This is a genomic window from Trichocoleus sp. AS-A1 (assembly GCF_039962015.1).
Lineage (GTDB): Bacteria > Cyanobacteriota > Cyanobacteriia > Cyanobacteriales > FACHB-T130 > FACHB-T130.
Map to the genome: position 1 here is coordinate 1 of NZ_JAMPKG010000009.1, position 22,519 is coordinate 22,519.

Genomic DNA, 22,519 nt, shown 5'->3' on the forward strand with positions numbered 1-22,519 from the left:
AGGCATCAATCACTTTTTGGCGTAGGTCAAGCGAGTAGGCTTTCATGATCGGCGATTGTCTGGCAGGCTGGGCTACTCCCTTACTGTATGCCATCCAACTGAGAACCGCTATATCTGATCGTCAGCGCCAGTAGTTTTCTACTAGGTGCGATTCTGCTAGGTAAGGTTTTTAACAAATCCTTTGTAGCGATCGCCGATCAGCTCAAGACACGCGGCGGGCTAGTTATACCGGCTTTCATCTTCGCATTCTTGATGGCCTATGTGGGAGCCGCTATTCACCTAGAAGCCATTTTGGGAGCTTTTGCAGCTGGCTTAGTCTTAGACGAAACGGATAAGCGTAAAGAACTGGAAAAGCAGGTAGTGCCTATTGCCGATCTGCTGGTGCCGATTTTCTTTGTAACGGTTGGGGCTAAAACTGACCTAGGAGTTCTCAATCCAGCGGTTCCCAGTAACCGGGAAGGGTTGTTCATGGCTATGTTCCTGATTGTCGTGGCAATTCTCGGAAAGGTTGTTACGGGTCTAGTCGTATTTGGTCAACCTCAGATCAACCGATTAGCGATTGGCGTCGGGATGATTCCACGAGGCGAAGTCGGGTTGGTCTTTGCCGGTGTTGGTTCTGCCAGCGGTGCTTTGTCTGAAGCCACAGAAGCCGCGATTATTATGATGGTCATCTTGACAACTTTTTTAGCACCTCCCTTATTACGGTTTGTGTTTCAAGAGCCTGCATCGGTTCCTGCTAAGGAAAGCGATTAGTTATTAATTCATGTGTGGGTAGTGGGTAGTGGTGGTATACAATCAACACCGACTACCTACTCCGTAGTACCTACTGACAAAAAACTAACAGCAAACGGTTTTTGTGAAACTTAAGTCACTTTATCTACGTCCCTTGGGGTTGGTTATCGGATTTAATCGGATTTAAAAGGTTTCTCTCGCTTTGAGAAAAGTGTTGGCTCGCGCGGCTTGGGAATAGGCAGCATCAAGACGTTATCATTGCCAAGCCCTGAGAACAAAAATCTCTGATGAGAAACTCCATACACCAGGCATCTTCCCGATGGTAATTGGCTTTTTCCAGCGAAAAAAGTCATGCCTAGTCGATTATTCTGCATTGCGACCAAAGTCGTGATATTGTTCAACCCAGTCTAAAATCGTTTACTTTGTTTACCGCAATGCACCGGATGTGAACCGAAAACATCCGAAACAGGTCTACAGCGTACAGGCCGATTATTACGGTCTTTGCCTTTTTCAGGAGCAACGATAGTGAGATTTTACTGGCTATTACCCAGTTTTTTGAGCATTTTTCTCGTTTCACTTCCCGCGAATGCGGCAAGACTGGTGTATTGGCGTTTTGATGCCAATCAGAACCGACTAGACTTTAGGACGGATGATGGAGTTCAACCGCGAGCGCAACTGCTTGCCAACCCGACCCGTGTGGTAATCGATCTGCCCGGTACCAGCTTGGGGCGCTCAACGGTGACTCAGCAGTTGGCTGGATCGCTGCGTTCTCTGCGAGTAGGACAGTTTGAAGGTAATACTACTCGGATGGTGATTGAATTAGACCCTGGTTACACCCTCGATCCAGAAAAAGTGCTAGTTCGAGGAGCTTCCCCCAGCCAGTGGTCGGTGCAATTACCAAAGCCCGAACGAGTAGCGCAGGTGTCAAATCCTTCACCCAGAGATCTAGCACCCAGAGATCTAGATTTGGGAAATTCTCCGCCGCCCCCTTTGCAACCGCTTCCCAATCAAGCTCCTAGAAATCCTTCGCCGCCTCCAGTGCTGAGTCGCCCACCGATTCGTCAGACACCTCCAAACGTAACGGTTGGGTCGCTTGCTCAAATCGAAGATGTGCAGGTAACGCGGGATGGGTTTTTCCTAAAGACGAATGGGGGTCGCCCGCAGATTATTAAGGTGAACCGGAGTAGCGATCGCAAAAACATTACTTTTGACCTGCGAGGAGCGACCCTTTCCCGCAGTCTTACATCGCCTTCTTCGACGGTGAATCGCTATGGCGTCAGTCGCATCTTATTGTCCCAAGTTGATACTTCACCCTCAATCGTTCGCGTCACGATGAACGTGAGGAGAGAAAGCCCGGACTGGCTGGCAAGTGTTAGCGATTTTGGCGGTATTGTCATCTTGCCGAAGGGTACGAGTGCTGGCGACATTGAAAGCCCACCACTAGCTGGAAATCAACCCTCTCCCATTTCGGGGGGGTCTAGACCGCCTTCAACTGCACCCAGCCAACCCGTCCCCACCAACCGTCCGAATAATCAGTTAGCAACAATTCAATCGGTTGAACTCGCTTCTTCCGGAACCCAGTTATTAATTCGGGCGGATGCGTCTGTCAGATACACCGGCAGATGGGATGCAAGAGAGGGAGTTTATCGAATTACGATTCCTTCCGCTGAACTAGCTGACCGAGTTAGGGGACCTCAACTGGATGCCACCACTTCAGTGCGGCGGGTGCGTTTGCAGCAGCAAGACTCGCGGACTGTCGTTATTCTGGTGCAACCAGCCTCAGGGGTACAGGTTGGAGAACTCAATCAGGTGAGCGACCAACTTTTAGCACTGCAACTACAACGAAGTCGCCTTGGCTCGGTTGTTCCTCCCACAGGCCCTATTCGGGTTCCGCCTACGGGTTCTGTTAACGTGCCGCCGCCTCAGAATAACAATCCGCCTTCGCGACCCCGCCCCCGTGTTGGACGATTGGTTGTGGTTGTAGATGCCGGACATGGAGGCAAAGACCCTGGAGCCATCGGTTATAGAGGTTTGCGAGAGGTCGATGTAATTTTGCCGATTGCACAGCAGGTAGCGGCATTGCTAGAGCAACAGGGCATCCAGGCGGTGATGACGCGAAAGGATGACTATTTTGTAGACTTGCAACCACGAGTAACGATGGCTGAGCGAGCCAATGCCGATTTATTCGTCAGTATCCACGCCAATTCCATTGGTGGGCGTCCTGATGTGCAGGGGCTGGAGACTTACTATTACTCTAGTGGTGGGCGTTTAGCGCAAACCATTCACAATAGTATTTTGCAGAACGTTGATATCCGAGATCGAGGAGTGCGGCAGGCGAGATTTTATGTACTGAGGAAGAGTTCGATGCCCGCTGTTTTAGTGGAGGTTGGTTTTGTGTCCAGCCCACAAGAGGCTGTGAAGTTGGCTTCGCCAAATTACCAGAGCCAGATGGCAAGAGCGATCGCTCGCGGTATTCTACAGTACATTCAACAAAGTCTCTAAATGCCGGTTTGTGGGGAGTGGTTGATTAATGATGAATAAGGAACAAAAAACAAATGAGGCTCTTCAACGAGCCAGAATTGGGATTTTTGATAGCGGAGTCGGCGGGCTGACGGTATTGAGGGAACTCTACCGGCAGCTGCCATCCGAATCGATTCTTTACTTTGGCGATACAGCTCGACTGCCCTACGGCACTCGAGCTCAGGCAGAAATTTTGCACTTTGTGCGCGAAATTCTCATCTGGATGATGCAGCAGGGCGTCAAAATGGCGATCATGGCGTGCAACACCAGTTCTGCCCTCGCTTTAGAGGCAGTGCGGTCTGAGTTTCCTATCCCGATTTTGGGAGTTATCTTGCCTGGTGCCCGCGCGGCTGTTGAGCTAGGCAACCGGATTGGAGTCATCGCTACCCCAGCCACTGCCGCTAGCAACGCTTATCGTCGCGCGATTTTAGAAGTTGACGCCACTGCCCAAGTTTGGCAAGTCGGTTGCCCAGAGTTTGTGCCGGTGATTGAGCAAAACCGCATCCATGAGCCTTACACCCTAGAAGTGGCGCGGGAGTACTTGGCACCGTTACTGCACCATCGTATTGACACGCTTGTTTATGGCTGTACCCACTATCCCCACTTAGCACCCGTCCTGAGGAAAATTCTGCCCCGGTCGGTGAAGCTATGCGATCCGGCAGTTCATGTAGTGGCTGCGGCTGCACAAGAGCTGGATTTACTAGGACTGAGAAACACCCGCCCGCCGCTAGCAACTCGGTTTGCCGTGAGCGGTTGTCCCGAACAGTTTGCACAACTGTCAGTACAGTGGCTGGGGTGTACGCCTGCGGTAGAAAAAGTTTATTTACCGACAGTGCTACATCGGCAATTACCGCTAGAGCTAAGCGAGTAGCAGTCAATTAAAGAATGGGTTCTTCAATCCAAAATTCTAGATTTGACTGCTAATCGCGGATCGAGGAGGTGAGCGTGGTGCAAACGGCTAATACTTCTGTCGCGATCGCTAGGGTATGGACTTCGTCCTACCCGCACCTTTCACAGTTCGCTGTGCCAGAATCAACAGCAGGTAAACCGTCAATAAATAACCAGTGGCTAAAAATGGGATAATCAGAGGCATATCATTATACGTCATAGTGTCGCACAATCACAAGTAGCGGAATGTAAATTTTTATACAAGTTCTTTTCCCAAGACAATGCCCCAAGTCAAGACTTGAGTCAATGCTTGAGAATATGGCTGCCCATAGGAATTCTGGAGGTCGCTGTCGCCCCAAAAATTCTTGATTTAACTAAAACCCCAGAAAATTAATAAAAATAATCTGAGATTTTTTCGGCAATCCCGTAGATAGTAAGCTAATCTACAGTGCCTATTGAAAGTCCTTTATTTTCGGATGGCTAGTTTTCCTAGAGCCTTAACGCTAGAAAAAGATGCAGGAAGCCGGAAATGCTACCGCCTACCAAAAATCTGCCATCCTTTACCAATTCATTACAAACACGTAAGTGTTTTCTGTAATTTTTTGGCTCAGTAACTCTATTAAGCTTTTCAAATCCTTACATATTAGAGTAACACAAGATCCCCAAGGGTTAGGAGGGATTTTTTTAGATACTTTACAAGTCGATACAATTTCAAAAAAAGGCTGCGGGGGCATCTTCTAAGGAACAAAACTTCCCTGTAGGGGAGCATTAGCTTAAAATAAATGACAGGAATGTAAAATTTCGTAACTATTAAGCCAGAGTCAGCTGATCCATGACCTCAGTGACCTCCCTCTTTGCCCCTGTTGAATCAGACCTACGTGTTCTGACGGAGAATTTGAAAAAGCTGGTTGGTGCCCGTCACCCCATCCTGTATGCGGCGGCAGAACACTTATTTGGGGCAGGAGGAAAGCGCGTTAGACCCGCTATCGTCCTGCTGATATCGCGGGCAACCATGCTGGATCAAGACATTACCCCACGTCACCGACGTCTCGCAGAAATTACGGAAATGATTCACACCGCTAGTCTGGTACACGACGATGTGGTGGATGAATCCGAGGTAAGACGCGGTATTGCCACGGTTCATAGCCGGTTTGGCAATCGCATCGCTGTGTTGGCGGGAGACTTCTTATTTGCCCAATCTTCTTGGTATTTGGCAAATTTGAATAATTTAGAAGTAGTGAAACTACTCTCAGAAGTGATTATGGATATGGCAGAAGGAGAAATTCAGCAAGGGCTGAATCGCTTTGATGCCAGTATGTCCCTTGAAGCTTACTTAGAGAAGAGTTACTACAAAACTGCCTCGTTGATGGCTAACAGTGCGAAGGCGGCTGGACTACTCAGTGATGTCTCGGAGGAGACGGCAGAAAATTTGTATCGCTACGGACGTCATCTCGGCTTGGCTTTCCAGATTGTGGATGATATTTTTGACTTCACGGGTTCGACAGAAGCTTTAGGTAAGCCAGCCGGATCGGATCTAAAAAGTGGCAATCTAACAGCACCCGTGTTATTTGCCTTGGAAGAAAAACCTTACCTGGAGGCGCTCATTGAGCGGGAATTTACAGAGGAGGGGGATTTAGAAGCAGCGATCGCCCTGATTGAAGAAAGTCAGGGTATCGAGCGATCGCGCGAATTAGCTGCACATCATGCCCAACTGGCCGTTCAACAATTAGCAGATTTACCGCACTCGGAGTGTCGTCAAGCGCTCATTGACATGGCTGAGTACGTGTTGAGTCGGCTTTATTAAGGAGTGTGGATTGATTAACCCCTGATTTCTTTTATCGGGGTATTGGCTGTAGGGGCTTTTTCTGTGCATGCCCCTACAGAACGCGAATGAGTGTAAGTTATTGAATCGACGTTTCTAAGAATGAATCAAAATCCAATCAGCGATTAGCAAATTTTACACTTGGCGAGTCTCGCCACCAGAGAAGAACACACCAAATCCCAGCGACCCAATCCAGTCTCTTCTAATCCTCCAGCCGGAAGATGACCCGATGGGGCAGAATTTCCGGAGAAAGTGAGATCCGAGTAATTTAACCAATTGCCTTTGACACGCCAACCCACTTGGTCGCCAAAACGACACCAAGTGGCATAGTCAAAGTTAGGTTTTCCGCCAATCTTTTCCCAAATGCGCTTCTGGACACTAAAGCCAAAGCGTCCGTCGCTGTAATTTACCCAGAGTCGATCGATCGTACCGAGGTGTTGGCAGGGAAACTTTTGAAAATCTTCAACTCTCAGCCAGCCTTCTGGTTCTCGATGGGAAATTTGAAGCAGGAGCATTCGTGTTTCCCGATCTGCTTCCTTCCAGTTGCGGGCGGTCAGGAAATCCCGCAGTTTGCTGTAATTTATCCCCAATGCCCTGAGATGAGCGGGAGAGGAAGCCATCGTGGGTATCGTGACACTAACATCAGAAGGTTTAGTAAGTTTAGAGTGCAAGGCTTCCAGCACCTCCAAAGCCGATTTATAGCGATCCTTCGGTAAAGGCTGAAGCAGTTTATCTAAAATTTGCCCTAACTCTTCACTAATCGTTGTCCCATCTGGCAGACGCTCTCGCCACATCCAGCGACACTCTAGCGGTTCATAAAGACCATCAGAACCACCTAATGTAGGAAGAGATTGGGTGAGCAGACAAACGCAAGTGACTCCTAAACTGTAGAGATCGCTAGCGGGGTAGGCGTGACCGTGCATTTGTTCCATCGGCGTATATCCTACCGTACCGACCGTTGTCCCCACTTGCCCCATCGTCGTCTCTGTTACCAGTTTGGAGACGCCAAAATCAATTAGGACTAACCTGCCGTTTCGGTGACGACGCATAATATTCTCTAGCTTGATATCCCGGTGAATCACCCCACGTTCGTGAATAAATTTGAGAATTGGCAGTAACTCAGCCAAAAGCTGTCTAATCTTTTGTTCGCTAAAAGCTCCCTGAGTAGCCAATTCTTGACGTAAAGTGAGTCCCGCAATCAACTCTTGCACCAGATACAGGCGCTTATCTTCTTCAAAGTAAGCAAGCAGTCTGGGAATGTGGGGATGTTCTCCCAGTTGAAACAACCGCACGCCTTCCTGGTTAAACATTGCCGTTGCTTTTTCCAGCGCCTTCGGATTGGCTTGAATCTCTGAGGATGGTAAAAATTGCTTTACCACGCAGGGCGCATTCATGCAGTCAGTATCTGCTGCCTGATAGGTTCTGCCAAATCCGCCACCACCAATCGGTTTGAGGATACGGTAGCGTTTTCTCAGTAATAGTACAGAGCCACAACTTTGGCAAAATTTATAATCGTCTGGATTTAGGCGATCGCGGCAATTGGGATTTGGACAGTAGATCATACCCAGGCAGGATTCAGCAGGTTGAGTCTATCGTAGTTCTTCCCAGAAGGGTGGCATAGGACCAGTAGCTGCAACAACTGGCAGCTATTGTTTCGGAAATGTCTTGCCGACCTCTCTCACGTCGTCTCTGTATTCGGCGATCGTTCGATTGGTATCAGCGTCGTAGCGCAGTCGCACATTACCCACTTCCAGAACGGCTGCCATCCCCGTACCCGTGACAGTTGCTACAGGCGGGATTCCCCTGCCTACAAAGGTAGCAATCCAGATTTCGGCATTTGCCCCGGAAATACTGACTTGCAACGGATCGCCCGCAGTTACTACTGCTGCTTTTGGGTGCAGCACCCAGCCTTTGAGGTAGCTGTCACTACCGCCGCGTAGCAAAAAAGTTGACAACCCGCCTTCCATTCCAACCGTTGCAGTGACGCCACCATCACCTTTCTCGTTTCCGAGGTTGAGTTGCCAGGTGTAGGTATGCGCCTCCTCATCCCGAATTCGATCGAGCGTTGCCAGTACAGCAGTATTATCAGTTTCAGAAAACTTGACCAGGAGGTGGCGCTTGGCGCTGCTTAAGCCCAAACTGGCGTATTTCTCCCCACCGTCGATGATGACGTAACCGCCATCTGGGTTGGAATTGAAAAATTCATGCCTTCCCGTTGTACCGCGATCGCGCTGCGCTTTTCCGTCCACTAAGAGGGAGCTAAAAGTGGCAGGATTACCAGAAACTTTGGCAGGTCCACCGATGAAGTGAGTGTTGTAGGTAAGTAAGCCAAGTTGGAAGGCTTCTGACTGATCCCAAGCATTGCGGTGGCGATCGCTATCTGCCATCACCGACACGAGGATATCATTCTCATCTTGCCAGCGATCGCGGAAAAAGTAAGCGCCTCTTTTTTCATCCCCCACAGACGAGGGAAACACACCTGTTGGATTAAAGGAAGGGGCGCTTTCTGGGTAATAGATTAGCGACCAGATCGTTGCGCCCCTCTGTTTGTCAAATTTCTCGGCTGGGGTGCCTGGGGCATCTATTCCCATGTGCCGATCGTAAAAGTAGCGGTAGAAAGGCAATAAGCGTGGGGGTACCGATCCCAGGAGGAGACTCGTCCAGCCTTCGTCACCGATGCCTGCACCGGATACGCCAGATTGAAGAAAGTAGCGATCGCCCGATTCATTCATCATAAATCCACCGGCGTACATGACCAGTTTCCAGAAATGTCGCGCGGCAAAATCGGCGTCAAGGTCAGCATCCCCAACACTCCGGAGGGCATAAACAGCTGGAACTAAAAAAATCCCTGCATAACTGTCATAACCAATCCCTTCCTGACTTAAGCCCAACTGACCGTAAGCGTTGAGTAAGTGAGTTTTTAGCCACCCCTTGAGCTGACTGTATCGCTTGGCGCGGTTGCCTTCCTCGTACACAGCCAGCATCATCACCAGTTCCCCACCCCGACAGACTGCTACCCAGTTAGAAGCCATTGCTGGATTACTGAGGTTGGGGTGGCGGAAATTCTCCCAAGTATCGAGGGCGATGTTAATTTTGTCTTTAATGTAATCTCGCTGCTGTGGAGTCCAACCGCGATACGCCCAATCATAGGCGATCGCAAAATTTTGTCCCACCGTCGCCCTAGATAGCCCATACTGCGCTTCCGGCAGGCGGTTATCCGGGTCTGGATCTCGGTGGATGAGGTAGAGGGCTTGGTAGGCAATCTGTGCATACTCATTTTCATTTGTCAATAAGTACAACAGCGCTGCTTCCCGTGCCAGATAGGAACGGGCATAGTTCCAGTTGCCGTCATTCGGGTTGCCATCATAAATGCGCCAGTTGTTCTGGGTTACTCGCGCTTTCAGGGCATCGAATGCTTGCTGATGATGCGATCGCGGCACCCGAATTGCCGATCGGATTTGTTCGAGCCGTCTTTGAGTTAGAAATAAACGCGGGTGTGCTTCGTCAGCTAGCACCTTGAAGGGCGCTAGAACTATCAGCAGACCGATGAAGATACGGCTTTTCACCTCTTTCGTCCTCTGCGGTTTAAATTTTGTCTACAGCAATCCTCTTTGATTTGTAAGATATTTTTTTAACGAACCGCCAAGGACGCAGAGGACGCGAAGTAAGAGAGGGAGAGAAAGCAGAGGATTTCATGAATCACTTAAGATTGCTATTGAAATCAGGGTGAATCGCTTTTGGCATTTCAAGCCGGATGGAAATAATCGTAGATTTCCTGGGCTAATTTAGGGCCAACACCAGGAGCCTCAGTTAGCTGCTTTGGAGTTGCTTCGCGAATATAATCAATGGAACGAAAATGCGCCAAGAGTTGTTTCTGTCGCTGAAAGCCCAATCCAGGGATTTCATCTAAACGCGATCGCCTCAGCTTATCGCTGCGCTGCTGACGGTGGAAACTGACTGCAAATCGGTGCGCCTCATCCCGCAGTCGTCGCAACAATTGCACCCCTGGTTGTTCTGCATCCGTCTGTAACGGTGAAGACTCACCCGGTGAGAAAATCTCCTCTCGCTGCTTGGCAAGACTAACAACTCGCAAGTCTTCCATTAAATTCATTTCTTGCAGTACGGCGACAACTGACGAGAGCTGACCTTTCCCGCCGTCAATCATTACTAAATCGGGCCAATCGGGATTCCCAACTCGCTGCATTTGCGGATCTTCAGCATACTTGCGGAAACGCCGCTGGATAACTTCCGCAAGACTGGCGAAGTCGTCCGAGTGACCGGCAGTAACGGTGGGATTCTTAATTTTATAGTGGCGATAGTGCTGTTTTGCGGGTATAGCGTCGATGAAGACTACCTGAGACGCGACAGCATTCGCTCCCTGAATATGGGAGATATCGTAGCCTTCAATCCGGTGGGGTAAGTCGGGTAGATCAACAATGGCGGCTAAATCTTCCATTGCTTGAGTATTGCGATCGCCTAATCGTTGCATCCGCGCTAGTTCATACTGGGCGTTGCGCTCCACCATCTCAATCAATTCTGCCTTGGTTTGTCGCTGGGGAGCAAGTAGCGTTACTTTTCGTCCTTTTCGCTCAGTTAAAAATTCTGTGAGCATTTCCCCTTCTGGCAACTCGTGCTGCACTAGAATTTCTATCGGGATTTCTACGGACTCCGCATTTGCGTAATGTTCCTCTAATACCCGCTGCAAAATGGCTCCTGGCGTCCCCGATTGAGCTTCCGCCACAAAGCCTAAACGACCAACCAGTTTTCCCGCACGCATCTGGAACAATTGAATGCAGGCGTGTTGGGCGTCAGCTGCCAGAGCGATCGCATCCCGCGAAACGGTATCATCTGGCAAAGACACTTTTTGATCTGCACTCAAAGACCTTAACCCGGCAATTTGGTCGCGCATCCGCGCTGCTACCTCAAAGTTTAGCTCTTCGGCTGCCTTTTCCATATTCGCCGTTAAAATATCAATCAGTTCTCCGGCTCGTCCTTGGAAAACCATCGCGATTTTTTGGATTGTTTTGCGATATTCTTCTGGTGAAATCAACTTTTGACAGACGCCTGGACACCGCCCTAAATCGTAGTTCAGGCAAGGACGATCTTTAAATAAAGGTTGCGGACGCTGGCGGATTGGGAAGAGCCGTTTTGCGATTCGTAACGTGGTTCGCAACAAACCTGCATCCACAAAAGGGCCATAATACTTATCTTTTTCTTTTCCCAGACGCCTGTTCCGAGTAATGAAAATGCGAGGATATTCTTCCGACCACGTAACCAGAACGTAAGGATACTTCTTATCATCTTTGAGCAGCACGTTGAAGTAGGGTTGATGCTGCTTAACTAGATTGGCTTCTAGCGCAAGTGCTTCGGCTTCGGTGTCGGTGACGATGAATTCAATCTCTGCGATTTGCCGCACCATCATCATAATGCGATCGCTCAATTTTTGAGAGTCGCGGAAATAAGAGCGAACTCGCGATCGCAATTTTTTCGACTTGCCAATGTAGAGGATGCGATCGCTAGCATCCTTCATAAAATAGACTCCTGGTTCTGGCGGAATCTCTTTCAGACGGCTTTCTAGGCGCTCTGGATTTTTGAGGAGCGGCAGAATTTTTGTAGATGCGATCGCTCCTTCAGTCGATAGATAACCAGCTTTAGTTGTAGCAGGAAATAATTCGTTCCCATTTCTTAGAGTTTGCGGATCTGTCATCCTAATACACTCCTAGACAGCAGCAGTTGTTAATTTTTAGGTCGCGCCTTTGAACAAACAATAACGGATTTCCTAGCTAGTAAGATTTCGTAGCTACCATTCTTATTTAATTCTAAATATCAGTGCAAATCCGTACTTAATTTTTTTTATTAACTTCACAACTCAGTAAGAATTCGCATTGTTTTTAGTTTTTAAACACTAGATATCTTTCCGGAAATCAGTTAAGCTTTGTTGAAGTCATTACCAGGTTAGATAAAGTTATAACTAATAATGCCAATCTTTCAGCTTTTAGGTTGAAATTGGTTTTAAAATGCTGCTACAACATTTTTTGCTAACTCACCTCACCCTGGTTAAAATCATGAAATTGGAAGAGTTTGAGAATCAATATCGGAACGCTATGGATGACACGCTCAACCAGCTCCAGACAGTAATATTGTTATTGGCACAAGTAGAATCTCAGGTTAGGAAAATAAGTTCTTCTGTGCAGAGTCTAAGCCTCACCGTGGAAAAATATATTAACGAAAATAAAAGTGAATAACAATTGATTCAATTGCCAGAAATTTACGAAGTTGCTAACGAATTTCTTCTGCAATAGCTTGTCTCAAAGAAACTAGATTCACAGGTTTAACAAAGAACCGACGTGCCCCCAAACTAAGGGCACGCTCTTCATCTGCTTGAAAAGCATAGGCGGAAACGACAAACACGGGGATGTGGAGCGAGTCTGGTCTTTCTTGGATTTGCTGGAGTAGCGTATAGCCATCAATGTCTGGTAATTTTAAGTCTAGCAAAACTAAGTGAGGCTGAAAGTCAGCCATCGTCTGAAAAAAATCAGCCCCCCCAGCTAGGGAGAAAACCTGGTATCCCAGATAACCAAGATAGTCATTTAGCAGCTGTCGATTGGTTTGGTTATCCTCAACGAGCAAAATTCGCTTAGGAGATGCTTCAGCACTGAAGTCTGAATTCGGGTTGAACTGTGAGCGTTCTGTCTCACCGCTTCCGTTAAATCGGCCTGGGAAGATAGTTAAAAGTGATATAAGCATTAACCGAATCCATTGCACTCAGTGTAGCTATAACTTTATTAATAAGTTAGCCAGTTAACAATAGATCAAAGTTGAATGGCACTTAACTTTTGTCCTGAACTGAAATACCCTATCCTATCCTTTGGGAACGCTAACGCGAACGGGAACGCCTACAGCGAACGGCAACGCTCTTCGGGAACGGGCTAAGAGCTAAAGTCAGTTAAAACTGACCCAAAGACTGCCAAAGCAAAAGCTTTCAACCTGTTTTAACAGGTTTAGAGGCGAGAAGCGGTACGAAGTGCCATTTCGCGTCTTTACAAAGCCAGAGATTTATCTCAAGGCTCTTATGTCAGTGCCATTCGATCAAAGTTCAGATTTAGGCGACTTAAAAATCGACGTGCTGGGGTATTAGCAGGATACTTATCCTTTCAGTATGGCTTAGTGTATCTCTGGCTAAGAGAATTCCTAGCGTCTGAAAAAGTTTCAGCAGCGTTGCAATGTATGGCAATCCCAGCAAAGTCGGAATGAATTCAGATAGGCGAGTACTCTGGCAAGACAATTTTGATGATTTGTTCCAGAGGTCATTAATGGCGTCTCTAGGGTAAACAAACTCTTTAGATTAAGCGGGGCATAGTACAAGACGAGTGACTCCTGAAAAGCATCTTTTTATCCCTCAGTTGTTCAAACTAGACTCCTCAACAAGTTAGCTGTTTCGTTCCCACAATGCTCCAGAAGCTCCAAGAGCAAGGATTCTAGGGACACTGCCTTCGGGTGCATCTCGTTTTTAAAAACATTATTTATCATTGAGAACCCTACTCTAATCCCCGTGAATCAGAATTCTTCCTTGTCTTGGCTCCGAAAAACGGGGAGATTAAAGAGGGTACGGGGAGAGTGAATCTTGCCTTGCTTCGTGAACGGGGGATTGAGGGGGTTCCTGCATCTCAGAAGTATCTATTTGAGGCAATTGGTGAAATGGTATCACCTGGAAAAATGCCTAAAAGAAGCGAAGGAAAAATAGAATTTCTTCCTCACTGTTTACGGTAAGGGATGAGGTGCCATTCCGGATTGCAACAACGCTTAAATTGCAACAAAAAAAGGGAGCAGATAGCTCCCTACTTTTTTAGGCTAAGACTGTGGAAGGTGCAAAATTTATGCTGCTTTCTGCAACTTGCGCTTAGCAGCAAAGAACCCAGCCAAACCAATTAAACCTAACAATGCGGAAGGTTCGGGTACGTCGAGGGGCGTTGCTGTCTGGGAAACCTTGAAATTTACAGATGCTTTAACAGGGACTTTTCCAAAAATAGGGCTTGACACAGAACCTAACGCCAAACCTTCACCAGAAATATTACAGGTACCACTCAGGCACACTTTAATCTTATCGAACTCATAGCCTTTTACAGTCAAGATATCGGTAATCTTGCTGTAAGAGAAATTAAACGTAGAAAGAAGATCGGTTGGACTATAACTTAAACCCTTGAAGATGGAGCCAAAACCGCTAAAAGAATCAATGGAACCCAAATTACTGAGGTAACTACCAAAATAATCTCCTAAATAACCGAAAGGATGATCGAGGGTTAGTTCTGAATCTCCTGCATCTTGCAGCCTACCGCTGAGATTATCGATAACGTAGCTCTTGTCTACATCCACGGTGAAATCCCCGAACAAGGAAACAGTGCCACTGACCTTCCCAGAGTAATCGAGTTTTGTCAATTGGGCTGCCTCAACAGGAGCCATACCAATTGTGCCCAAAGTGACAACTGCTGCTCCCGCAGTAGCGATTGATAACTTTACATTTCCTAACATTTTGGTGTCTCCATCAGTTCTAGGATTGTGCTTTCGTACAGCCACCCCAACCGGATTATCAAGCGTGTTGTCGGTTTTGAGCTTCAGGTGGTACTGGACTTCTTGGCACCCTCAGATATGTCTGTCTATTTTTTACTACAACTGTCATAATTTAGTGGTATTTACGGAGAAGTTGGTAAAGATACCGTAAATTTACTGTGATGTTTGTATAAAGAAAAAATCGGCTCGTCTCTTTCTCTTGACGGTGCCGATTAAATTTACGATTTTTAGCTGACTATTGACACTGCTAGTTTTTTATGTAAAACCGCAGTGACTGCACAATTTAGGCTTTTTTCAGCATCTTACGCTTGACGGCAAAGAAACTACCTACACCGAGTAGACCCAGCATGGCTGAGGGTTCGGGAACTGATTCTGAAGGAGGAACTTCGCCTTTGAGCGTGACTTCATAGTTACCGCTATGAGAGATACCATCGCCTTTTTCAACTAGCCCAGAGTTTGTGGCGCTAAAGCTGTAAAGGTATTGAGCTGGGCCACCATTATAGGCAACCTTAACGATTTCACTAGCTTGGATGACTAGATTGGTATTGTTGATAAAAGCGGTCAGCGGGTCTAATTTAGCTGAGACACCTAATATTTGGGCATCTAATGTCTTAATTGTTCCAGGTAATGTAGCGATGGCAGTGTTAGCGTCACTAATTAGACCGTTCACTTTTTTGATCTCATTCTGGATCAGAGTTTTTTGAGTACTTGTGGTGGCCTTGTTTAATTGAATATTCAGATCATTGAGTGTCGTTTTCAGCTTAGGAAGTGAGATTGTTGCTGTATTTAGTGCCGTTTGTGCCTGAGTGCGAGTTTGTACCAGTGTATTGTAGCCACTCTGGATCTTAGCTTGGGTAGGTTGAAGTGACTGTTGAATCAAAGATGCCCCATTCAGGTGACCAGCCAACCCAACGCGGATAGTACCATCATTGTCCTGGTTGACGTAGGAGAGATTCGGGTCGCTAAATCTCTGAAGTCCCCCACCTGCTACAAAAGCATCCAAAATTTCAGTTTGGGTATTTGCTCCCAGTAAGGGACTGAGATTGTTGGCAATGATTAAATCATTCAACCATTTCTGAGCCAAAGTTGTGCCACCAACATCGGTATTCCAGTCCGCTGCGGTGAGGCTGCTGAGGGTAATGCTCTTACCACCGATGGTGCCTTCTAAGCTGGAGACGCCGGTGTAGTTTGCGTATGTGGAGTTGCTCAGGGTTTCACTGTTGGAAAATAGCTCGATGTTTCCAGTTGGATTAGCGCTATTTCCGCCTAGAACTTTTTGCTCATTAACCCAAGTGCCGGGGGTATTGTTTACCTGGAACGTGTTTGTAGCGTCGGCATCGTAAGTTAGATAGGGTGCTGCTCCAGTAACGGTAGCATTTTTGATGGATGCAGCGGATGCTGGGGCGCTAGCGATCGCACTGAGGCTTGCCAACACTGAAGCGCTTAGCAAAATTTTCTTGATAGTACCTGTCATTTTGTGTGTCTCCACAAGTTTTCTGTCTAGATGAGTTTTGCTGGATAACGCGCACAGTAGCTAGGGCGCGGTCAGTTTTCGATCGGGGTTAACAGTTCCAAATAAGCAGGCACAACAATCAAGCGCCCGTCTTTTTAGCCTGTTTTTTGTTTATTCACTTGTCTCTATTTAATATAGTCAAATAATTAGTCTTAATCGATAAACTTTTGATGATTTTTAGTAAAGTTTGAGTAAAAGATTGAAGGCAAAAAGCAATTTTATTTTCCCGTATACTGACCGTAGTAATACACAGTAATAGGAGACCAAAACCTAGAAATAGGAAGGTTATCCAAAATATGAATTCTGTCAAGGGTAGTTTCCATGAGTTTTAAGCTATGGGGCATTTAACCTGCCTAACCTTTAGGGACATTGCCTCTCATTAGTTGTTACAGAGGCGATCGCTCGCATCTATACATTAGTGGCAACCGCTTTCTCCTACGGCTGACTGCTGACAACAAAGCATCTATTTGAATATAGGTGGTATTAAATGTCTAAAAACTTACTGCTTCTAACTGGTTTTTGCGCTTCCAGTTGTTTCTTATTTCGAGAAATTTACGGAGAAGTTAGTGAACTGACCGTAGATTTACGGTTATGTTGATTGCAGAAAAAATAGCTCCACTCTCTTTTTGAGGCGAAGCTAATCAGTTGTTGTACATTTGATTTGACTATTTACTTGGCACACGCAAGATAAGACTTGCAGCCCTTTTAGGCAGCGAGCGCTGGTATTCTCACTTAGACATGACCGGGGATATCTTTTCAACCGCCATTTCTAATACTTCTGGATCGTGTACCAGCGCAAACCGTACATATCCTTCTCCAGATTTACCAAAACCGGCACCGGGTGAGGCAGCAACGCCAGTGGTTTCTACCAAATAGGTACAAAAGTTGATGGAGTCCTGTGCCCACGGTTCTGGCAATTTAGCCCAAACATACATGGTGGCAGATGGGGTAGGAACCTCCCAGCCAATTCTGTGAAGCGCTTTGACAAAGGCATCCCGGCGTTGGCGGAAGATTTCAACTGCCGCTTTAACACCCTCTTGAGAGCCACTTAGGGCTGCGATCGCTCCATTCAAAATTCCTTGGTATTGGTTGAAATCAACTGCCGCTTTCACCTGGCGCAAGGCGCGGATCAGATTTGCATTCCCAATCGCGTAGCCGATGCGAAAGCCGCCCATGTTGTAAGACTTCGATAAAGTAAAAAACTCAATCGAGACGCTTTTTTCAGGGTCGGCTTGTAAGATTGAGGGAACCGCAACGTCTTCAAATACCAGGTCGGCGTAGGGAAAATCGTGAACCAGCACTAGATTATGACGCTGGCAAAAATCAACCGCTGTCTGGAAAAAAGATAGGGGCGCGATCGCAGTTGTGGGGTTGTGAGGATAGCTCAGTACCATCATCCGTGACTGAGCCAAAACCGGCAATGGTATCTCCTCAAACACTGGCAAAAACCCATTTTCCGCCCGTAGTGGCATTGGGTAAATTTGACCACCAGCTAGGTAAACTCCCCCAGCATGGGATGGATAACCTGGGTCAAGCAGTAAGGCAAAATCCCCTGGATTCAGCACTGCCAAAGGTAAATGAGCGGTGCCTTCCTGGGAACCAATCAGGGTCAGCACTTCGGTTTCCGGGTCAACCGGAATCCCGTATTTCTGGGTGTACCAGCAAGCGGCAGCTTGGCGAAAAGCTTGAGTGCCGTGAAACAGCAAATAGCCGTGGGTTTTGGGGTCAGATAAAGATTGGGCGATCGCGTCGATAACCCGATCTGACGCCGGTAAATCGGAGGAACCCAGCGATAGATCGATGATATTTTGTCCCGCCGTCCTGGCTTTTGCCTTAGCCCGATCCATATCGGCAAACACATTGGTTTGCAGGGGTTGTAAACGCTTGGCGAACTGCATATTTAGTCTTTAGTCCTTAGTCTTTAGTCCTTAGCCCTTAGTCTGTTGTCCGGTGTTTTTTGTCTCTCACCGATCGATGACGAATGACTAATGACTACTGACTGTTTACAGGTGAGTTTCCAGGATACTCATTAATTTCTGCTTCCCAATCGCTCCCTCATAAGATTCAATCACCTCACTGTCCTTAAACAGCCTGAGAGCTGGAAGACCTTCTACTTTGTACTTTGCCACAGATTCGGGATTGGGGTCGCTTTCCATTTTCACGACCTTGAGGCGATCGCCATAAGTTTCCGCAGCGGCTTGCACGACTGGCGATACGAGGCGGCAAGGGCCGCACCAAGACGCCCAGAAGTACACTAATACTGGCTGAGTGGCTTTCAGGACTTCTGTTTCAAAGTCTGCATCATTAATTGAGATTGTGCTGCTCATGTCACCCCCGATTGACATTTATATTATTGCTTTACCTACTTAACACGGTATTCAAAACCGTTGCTAGTGGGCAGGAAAGCAATCAAGGTTTACGCCTTACTGATTGTAATACAGTACCTCAGGCGGTTCGTTGGGAATGGGGGTACATCAAGGAAATTTGCGATCGCACTTGATTGAGTACAAAAGCTTTATTCAGAGCTGTAATCTGGACAGTCGTATCTGTATTTTCTTATTTCCAGTAGTTAAAACTTTATTTTTTTAGCGAACTTATGTCTAATTAATAACGACTGATTCACAACTTTTTCAAAATTAACTAATCGACCTAGGCACGCTCGGCATCACCAATCCTTACCCCTTTAGCATCAACGTTGCTCGCTTTCGCTAAAACCTACGCCAGCAAGCGAAAATTCATCCTAAAATCTTCAACTAGCAACGCTTCTGATCGTGTGAAACTTATCTGTGTCAAATAGCACTGAACTTCAGAGAAATTTTGCTAACTTCAGCACTAAACTAAAGTTTTGGCTAAAGTTCAAAACCCATCTAAACGGGTTCAAAGGCTTACCAGGAAGCTAAAGGAAGCTTTAGCTTTAAGCTAGAAATTTATTTTCAGGCTGCTTGCGTCAGTACAGTTTTCCTTAAGTCAGCCAGTTATGACAAGATAGACCCTCTTAATCCCATCGTCAACGAGTGTCAGATGAATGCAGAGCGGTCTATCAAAGTTTTGATTCGTAGATAAGTTATCGAAAAGTGCAGGAATCTATAGGTTATCCAATTGCCTTTTCAGGTCTTCTAATTCGTTATCAACTGCGGAATTAGCGGAATTAGATTTAGGAGTAGAGGAAGTGGTTGGGTTTCCTGCCGGTAGTTGCGCTTGGGTGGTGGAAGAACCAGTTAACTGCGCTTTCATTGCTGCCAATTCGTCATCAACATCGTTGCCGGATTCGAGCATGGCAAATTGCTGATCTAAATTATTGCCAGTAAGCTCGGCGGCTGCTGTGGAACGGGCTTCTAGTTCCAAAACTTTTTCTTCCATGCGCTCGAATGCACCCATTGCAGTGCTGGTTCCCAAGCGTCCCACGGTGTTTTGTAGCTGCTCCTGAGCCTTAGCAGCTTGTGCCCGTGCCTTAAGCATATCTTTCTTGGTCTTGGCTTCGGAAATTTTACTTTCCAAGGCAATCAAGTTGCGCTTGAGGGTGTCTACCTGAGTGGTTTGTCCATCCAAGCTAGTTTTCAGAGTAGCGGCAGTGTCAGCGTTTGTCTTCTTGCGTACCAGCGCTTCTCTAGCGAGATTTTCATCGCCTTTTTGCAGAGCTAACTGGGCGCGGTTTTGCCAGTTGTTCGCTTCGGTTTGGGCTTGGTTGTATTGTTGCTGAGTTCGTTTTTGGGTGGCAATGGATCTAGCAACAGCCTGACGCAACTGCACCAGGTCTTCCTGCATATCGATGATGGACTGCTCCAGAATTTTTTCTGGGTCTTCAGCTTTGCTGACTACATCGTTAAGATTGGCTCGGACGACTCGGCTAATGCGATCGAATAATCCCATGACGCTGTTTATCCTCTTGGCGTGTACTAATGTAGGTATTTCCAGGCTTTGAAAGTAGCCTTGAGCAAGTTCAATTTAGGAGGTCAGGTTTTCCATCGGTGCAGTAATCGGCAATTGCCCCAAACACCATTTCTAGTCTAGGGCGCTAGGCAAGAGTGACTTGGGCAACCTTCAGGAATCGTTAAAGACCCAACACTTTTCTTCCTAGTCTAGAAACTTCTAGTCCAAAGCGGTAGTTTCCAGATCAAGAACTTTCCAGTTGGGAGCGAATTTTTTGTAATTCGGCATCTTGGCTAGGGTCAAGTGCCTGCTGACTAGACGGCAGTTGCGGTGCTTCGGTGCCTTGGCTCAGCTGAGCTTTCATGGTAGCTAATTCGGTATCAATATCTCCAGCATCTTCCAGGGAGAGAAATTTCTTTTGCAGGTCATCGCTTCCGAGTTCAGCGATCGCTTCTGACTGCGCTTCTAGTTGCAAGACTTTTTCTTCCATGCGCTCGAAGGCGGTCAGAGAACTAGCAGTGTTAACACCACCTAACATCTCGTTAATTTTCGCAGATGCTTGAGCCGAACGAGCGCGAACGATGTACATATCTTTTTTCGTCTTGGCTTCCGAGATTTTGCTCTCTAGCGATCGCATATCTTGCTTGAGCCTGCCGACGACTTGATTTTGTTGCTCGATCTGCGCCTGCATTGCCTCTGCGGTTTCCTGATAGGATTTTCGCTTGGTGAGGGCTTGGCGAGCTAAGTTTTCGTCACCTTTTTGCAGTGCCAGTTGGGCGCGATTGTACCATTCTTGGGAGGTAGACTGCGCTTGGTTGCATTGTCGCTCAGTCCGTTTTTGGGTAGCGATCGCTTGAGCCACCGCCTGTCGCAGTTGAATCAAATTCTCCTGCATTTCCATGACCGTTTCTTCCAGGATTTTTTCTGGATCTTCCGCTTGTCCAATCAGACTGTTGATGTTGGCTCGAATTACTCGCAAGATGCGGTCGATCAATCCCATGTCAGTTCTCCATTCACAACGCACGGGTTCAGTGGAGCGCGGTCACTCGATCGCGAACACGGCAGCGAACCCCTAAAAGCAGTCGCCCTCTTAGGGCATCGCAGTCCCAGTAGCAACGTTAACAGAATGCTAGGTTACTTTCCAACTCAACCACCTCCAGCTTAAGGCTGATCGACCGCCGCAGAAATCCCCTGTGTCTGAAGCTCTTTTACCAATGTTTGAGCCTGAGATTCTTTCTTGAATGCACCGAGATAAATTTGAGTGCCTTCTGGCGATAAATAGGCATCGGGAACAACCTTTCGCGCCTGTTGCAAAGAGCTTTCGCCATTGTATTTTACAAACACATAATAGAAGCCCTCTGGATTCGGCGCAGGAGTTGCCGCAGTCGGGGAGGGTTTCACACTCGGTTGTATACTCGGTTGTCCAGAGGCGGGGCGTTGCGGCAATCCTGGGAGAGGGCTGGCGGGTGTAAGGGGCACTGTTGCGGCTGGCGGCAGCCCTGGAAGCGGCACCGAGCCAGATTGCCCAGATGAGGAGTTTGCGGGGGCAGGTGAACTGGGTAGAGGGGAAATTGTTGGCACCACTACTTGGGTTTTGGGTAAGCCTGCCACATTGGATCTTGAAGCTGGACTGGAAGATGGCAAAGTGCTTAAGGTATCCAAATTTACGTCCACAAACTCGTCAGTCGCCAGGTTTGGGCCACTTGGCGCAGCTCCGGCTGCTGGGGCATTGGTGGTTGGAGTTGTTGCCGTTGGACTTGTTGCCGTTGGACTTGTTGCCGTTGAAGTTGTTGCCGTTGGATTTTGAGCAACGGTGGGAGTGCCTGACTCCTGGAAGCGATCTAAACCTAGAAAACTGAGGCTGCCAGGATTCGTCACTAAATAGCCCAAGGTGGCAGTTGAAAATAGCAACAACAACAAGGAACCAACTCCTAGTGGAGTCAGCAGGCTATCCAGAAAACTGCGTTCTGAGCGACGAGGAGCTGACGCCTCTTCTTCCACCAAACTTCGCAGAAGTTGTTCGGAAGATTCCAGATAGTCATTGGGAGGGACGTGCGTTGAAGTTGGATTGACAAACTCCGGTGGCTCTGCTGCTGGTTCTGGATGCCAAGCTGGCTCCTGGGGCGGCGTGGCGAAGGTCGCTAGTTCCGCTCCAGGAGCCGATAAGTCAAAAGATGGCGCGGGTGCGGGCGGTGTATACCCTGTTTCATTCTGGATGGTTGTCTCAACTCCCTTGCCTTCCAGATTTGCTGCCTGTGGTGGGCTGGCTGGCGGCGGTGGCGGTGGCGGTGGGGATGCGGGAGGCTTTGCTGGGGCGGGTGATTGATTCCTGCCTCCCGTAGCACTCACGGAAATTAAGTCGATAGGTTTGTTGCGAACCCGATCGTGATTCATGCGGGGGGCAGGCGACGCCCCACGTCCCCCTCGTTCGCGTCGGTATCGAGATAATTCTTCTTCTAACTGCACGTCGAGACTGCCCAGAGCTGCCTGCAAGGCTGGATTGATGGACTGGGCGGGGGAGGGGCGAGTAGAAGACTCAACCGAATGACCTTGACTCATAGCTTTAGCTACTGACGAATCTTGGAGAGCTGACGGCTCTCTTTATT

The 22,519-nt window shown here is 47.7% G+C and carries 15 protein-coding genes and 1 pseudogene; 4 read left to right on the forward strand and 12 right to left on the reverse strand.

The genetic code is table 11. The features are described from left to right. Positions 1-108: 108 nt before the first annotated feature. The 3 genes and pseudogenes from NC994_RS08890 to murI form a co-directional block, all read left to right on the forward strand. Positions 109-753: pseudogene (locus NC994_RS08890) on the forward strand (cation:proton antiporter); the annotation flags it as partial. 504 nt (positions 754-1,257) lie between these two features. Next, complete coding sequence (locus NC994_RS08895; RefSeq protein ID WP_190414917.1) at positions 1,258-3,234, forward strand: N-acetylmuramoyl-L-alanine amidase; 1,977 nt, start codon at positions 1,258-1,260, stop codon at positions 3,232-3,234. Between the two features lie 28 nt (positions 3,235-3,262). Then, positions 3,263-4,123, forward strand: coding sequence for a glutamate racemase (murI, locus tag NC994_RS08900; protein ID WP_190431884.1), 861 nt, complete (start codon positions 3,263-3,265; stop codon positions 4,121-4,123). Between the two features lie 108 nt (positions 4,124-4,231). On the opposite strand, the gene NC994_RS08905 is transcribed toward murI, so the two are convergent. Beyond that, positions 4,232-4,360, reverse strand: coding sequence for a hypothetical protein (locus NC994_RS08905; RefSeq protein WP_277877655.1), 129 nt, complete (start codon positions 4,358-4,360; stop codon positions 4,232-4,234). Between the two features lie 612 nt (positions 4,361-4,972). Here NC994_RS08905 and sds point away from each other — a divergent pair. Then, positions 4,973-5,944 carry a solanesyl diphosphate synthase gene (gene sds, locus NC994_RS08910; protein ID WP_190431885.1) on the forward strand — a complete coding sequence of 324 codons (972 nt, stop codon included), beginning with the start codon at positions 4,973-4,975 and terminating at the stop codon, positions 5,942-5,944. 143 nt (positions 5,945-6,087) lie between these two features. Here sds and NC994_RS08915 read toward each other — a convergent pair whose 3' ends face one another. The 11 genes from NC994_RS08915 to NC994_RS08965 form a co-directional block, all read right to left on the reverse strand. Then, positions 6,088-7,524, reverse strand: coding sequence for a serine/threonine-protein kinase (locus NC994_RS08915; protein WP_190431886.1), 1,437 nt, complete (start codon positions 7,522-7,524; stop codon positions 6,088-6,090). Positions 7,525-7,608: 84 nt separating this feature from the next. Continuing rightward, positions 7,609-9,528, reverse strand: coding sequence for a hypothetical protein (locus tag NC994_RS08920; protein ID WP_190431888.1), 1,920 nt, complete (start codon positions 9,526-9,528; stop codon positions 7,609-7,611). Between the two features lie 179 nt (positions 9,529-9,707). Next, complete coding sequence (uvrC, locus tag NC994_RS08925; protein ID WP_190431889.1) at positions 9,708-11,669, reverse strand: excinuclease ABC subunit UvrC; 1,962 nt, start codon at positions 11,667-11,669, stop codon at positions 9,708-9,710. A 572-nt stretch (positions 11,670-12,241) separates the two neighbouring features. After that, complete coding sequence (locus tag NC994_RS08930) at positions 12,242-12,709, reverse strand: response regulator (protein WP_190431891.1); 468 nt, start codon at positions 12,707-12,709, stop codon at positions 12,242-12,244. Between the two features lie 1,128 nt (positions 12,710-13,837). Then, positions 13,838-14,491 carry a PEP-CTERM sorting domain-containing protein gene (locus NC994_RS08935; protein WP_190431893.1) on the reverse strand — a complete coding sequence of 218 codons (654 nt, stop codon included), beginning with the start codon at positions 14,489-14,491 and terminating at the stop codon, positions 13,838-13,840. A gap of 322 nt (positions 14,492-14,813) precedes the next feature. Further along, positions 14,814-16,004, reverse strand: a complete 1,191-nt coding sequence (locus NC994_RS08940; protein WP_190431896.1) for an NF038130 family PEP-CTERM protein — start codon at positions 16,002-16,004, stop codon at positions 14,814-14,816. A 767-nt stretch (positions 16,005-16,771) separates the two neighbouring features. Further along, positions 16,772-17,941: an LL-diaminopimelate aminotransferase gene (locus tag NC994_RS08945; protein ID WP_190430264.1), complete on the reverse strand. Its 1,170-nt coding sequence runs from the start codon at positions 17,939-17,941 to the stop codon at positions 16,772-16,774. A 105-nt stretch (positions 17,942-18,046) separates the two neighbouring features. Beyond that, entirely contained in the window at positions 18,047-18,370 is a 324-nt protein-coding gene (locus NC994_RS08950) for a thioredoxin family protein (RefSeq protein WP_190414928.1), read from the reverse strand. Positions 18,371-19,127: 757 nt separating this feature from the next. After that, positions 19,128-19,913, reverse strand: coding sequence for a PspA/IM30 family protein (locus NC994_RS08955; protein ID WP_190431898.1), 786 nt, complete (start codon positions 19,911-19,913; stop codon positions 19,128-19,130). A gap of 244 nt (positions 19,914-20,157) precedes the next feature. After that, positions 20,158-20,913, reverse strand: coding sequence for a PspA/IM30 family protein (locus NC994_RS08960; RefSeq protein WP_190414930.1), 756 nt, complete (start codon positions 20,911-20,913; stop codon positions 20,158-20,160). Between the two features lie 161 nt (positions 20,914-21,074). Further along, positions 21,075-22,472 carry a hypothetical protein gene (locus NC994_RS08965; RefSeq protein ID WP_190431900.1) on the reverse strand — a complete coding sequence of 466 codons (1,398 nt, stop codon included), beginning with the start codon at positions 22,470-22,472 and terminating at the stop codon, positions 21,075-21,077. Positions 22,473-22,519 lie beyond the last annotated feature (47 nt).

What these genes read in the sequence shown, in the direction of transcription:
- murI (WP_190431884.1), top strand. Translation starts at nt 3,263, where the DNA reads ATGATGAATAAGGAACAAAAAACAAATGAGGCTCTTCAACGAGCCAGA.
- NC994_RS08935 (WP_190431893.1), bottom strand. Translation starts at nt 14,491, where the DNA reads ATGTTAGGAAATGTAAAGTTATCAATCGCTACTGCGGGAGCAGCAGTT.
- NC994_RS08960 (WP_190414930.1), bottom strand. Translation starts at nt 20,913, where the DNA reads ATGGGATTGATCGACCGCATCTTGCGAGTAATTCGAGCCAACATCAAC.
- NC994_RS08930 (WP_190431891.1), bottom strand. Translation starts at nt 12,709, where the DNA reads ATGCTTATATCACTTTTAACTATCTTCCCAGGCCGATTTAACGGAAGC.
- NC994_RS08950 (WP_190414928.1), bottom strand. Translation starts at nt 18,370, where the DNA reads ATGAGCAGCACAATCTCAATTAATGATGCAGACTTTGAAACAGAAGTC.
- NC994_RS08955 (WP_190431898.1), bottom strand. Translation starts at nt 19,913, where the DNA reads ATGGGATTATTCGATCGCATTAGCCGAGTCGTCCGAGCCAATCTTAAC.
- uvrC (WP_190431889.1), bottom strand. Translation starts at nt 11,669, where the DNA reads ATGACAGATCCGCAAACTCTAAGAAATGGGAACGAATTATTTCCTGCT.
- NC994_RS08945 (WP_190430264.1), bottom strand. Translation starts at nt 17,941, where the DNA reads ATGCAGTTCGCCAAGCGTTTACAACCCCTGCAAACCAATGTGTTTGCC.
- NC994_RS08940 (WP_190431896.1), bottom strand. Translation starts at nt 16,004, where the DNA reads ATGACAGGTACTATCAAGAAAATTTTGCTAAGCGCTTCAGTGTTGGCA.
- NC994_RS08905 (WP_277877655.1), bottom strand. Translation starts at nt 4,360, where the DNA reads ATGACGTATAATGATATGCCTCTGATTATCCCATTTTTAGCCACTGGT.
- NC994_RS08965 (WP_190431900.1), bottom strand. Translation starts at nt 22,472, where the DNA reads ATGAGTCAAGGTCATTCGGTTGAGTCTTCTACTCGCCCCTCCCCCGCC.
- NC994_RS08915 (WP_190431886.1), bottom strand. Translation starts at nt 7,524, where the DNA reads ATGATCTACTGTCCAAATCCCAATTGCCGCGATCGCCTAAATCCAGAC.
- sds (WP_190431885.1), top strand. Translation starts at nt 4,973, where the DNA reads ATGACCTCAGTGACCTCCCTCTTTGCCCCTGTTGAATCAGACCTACGT.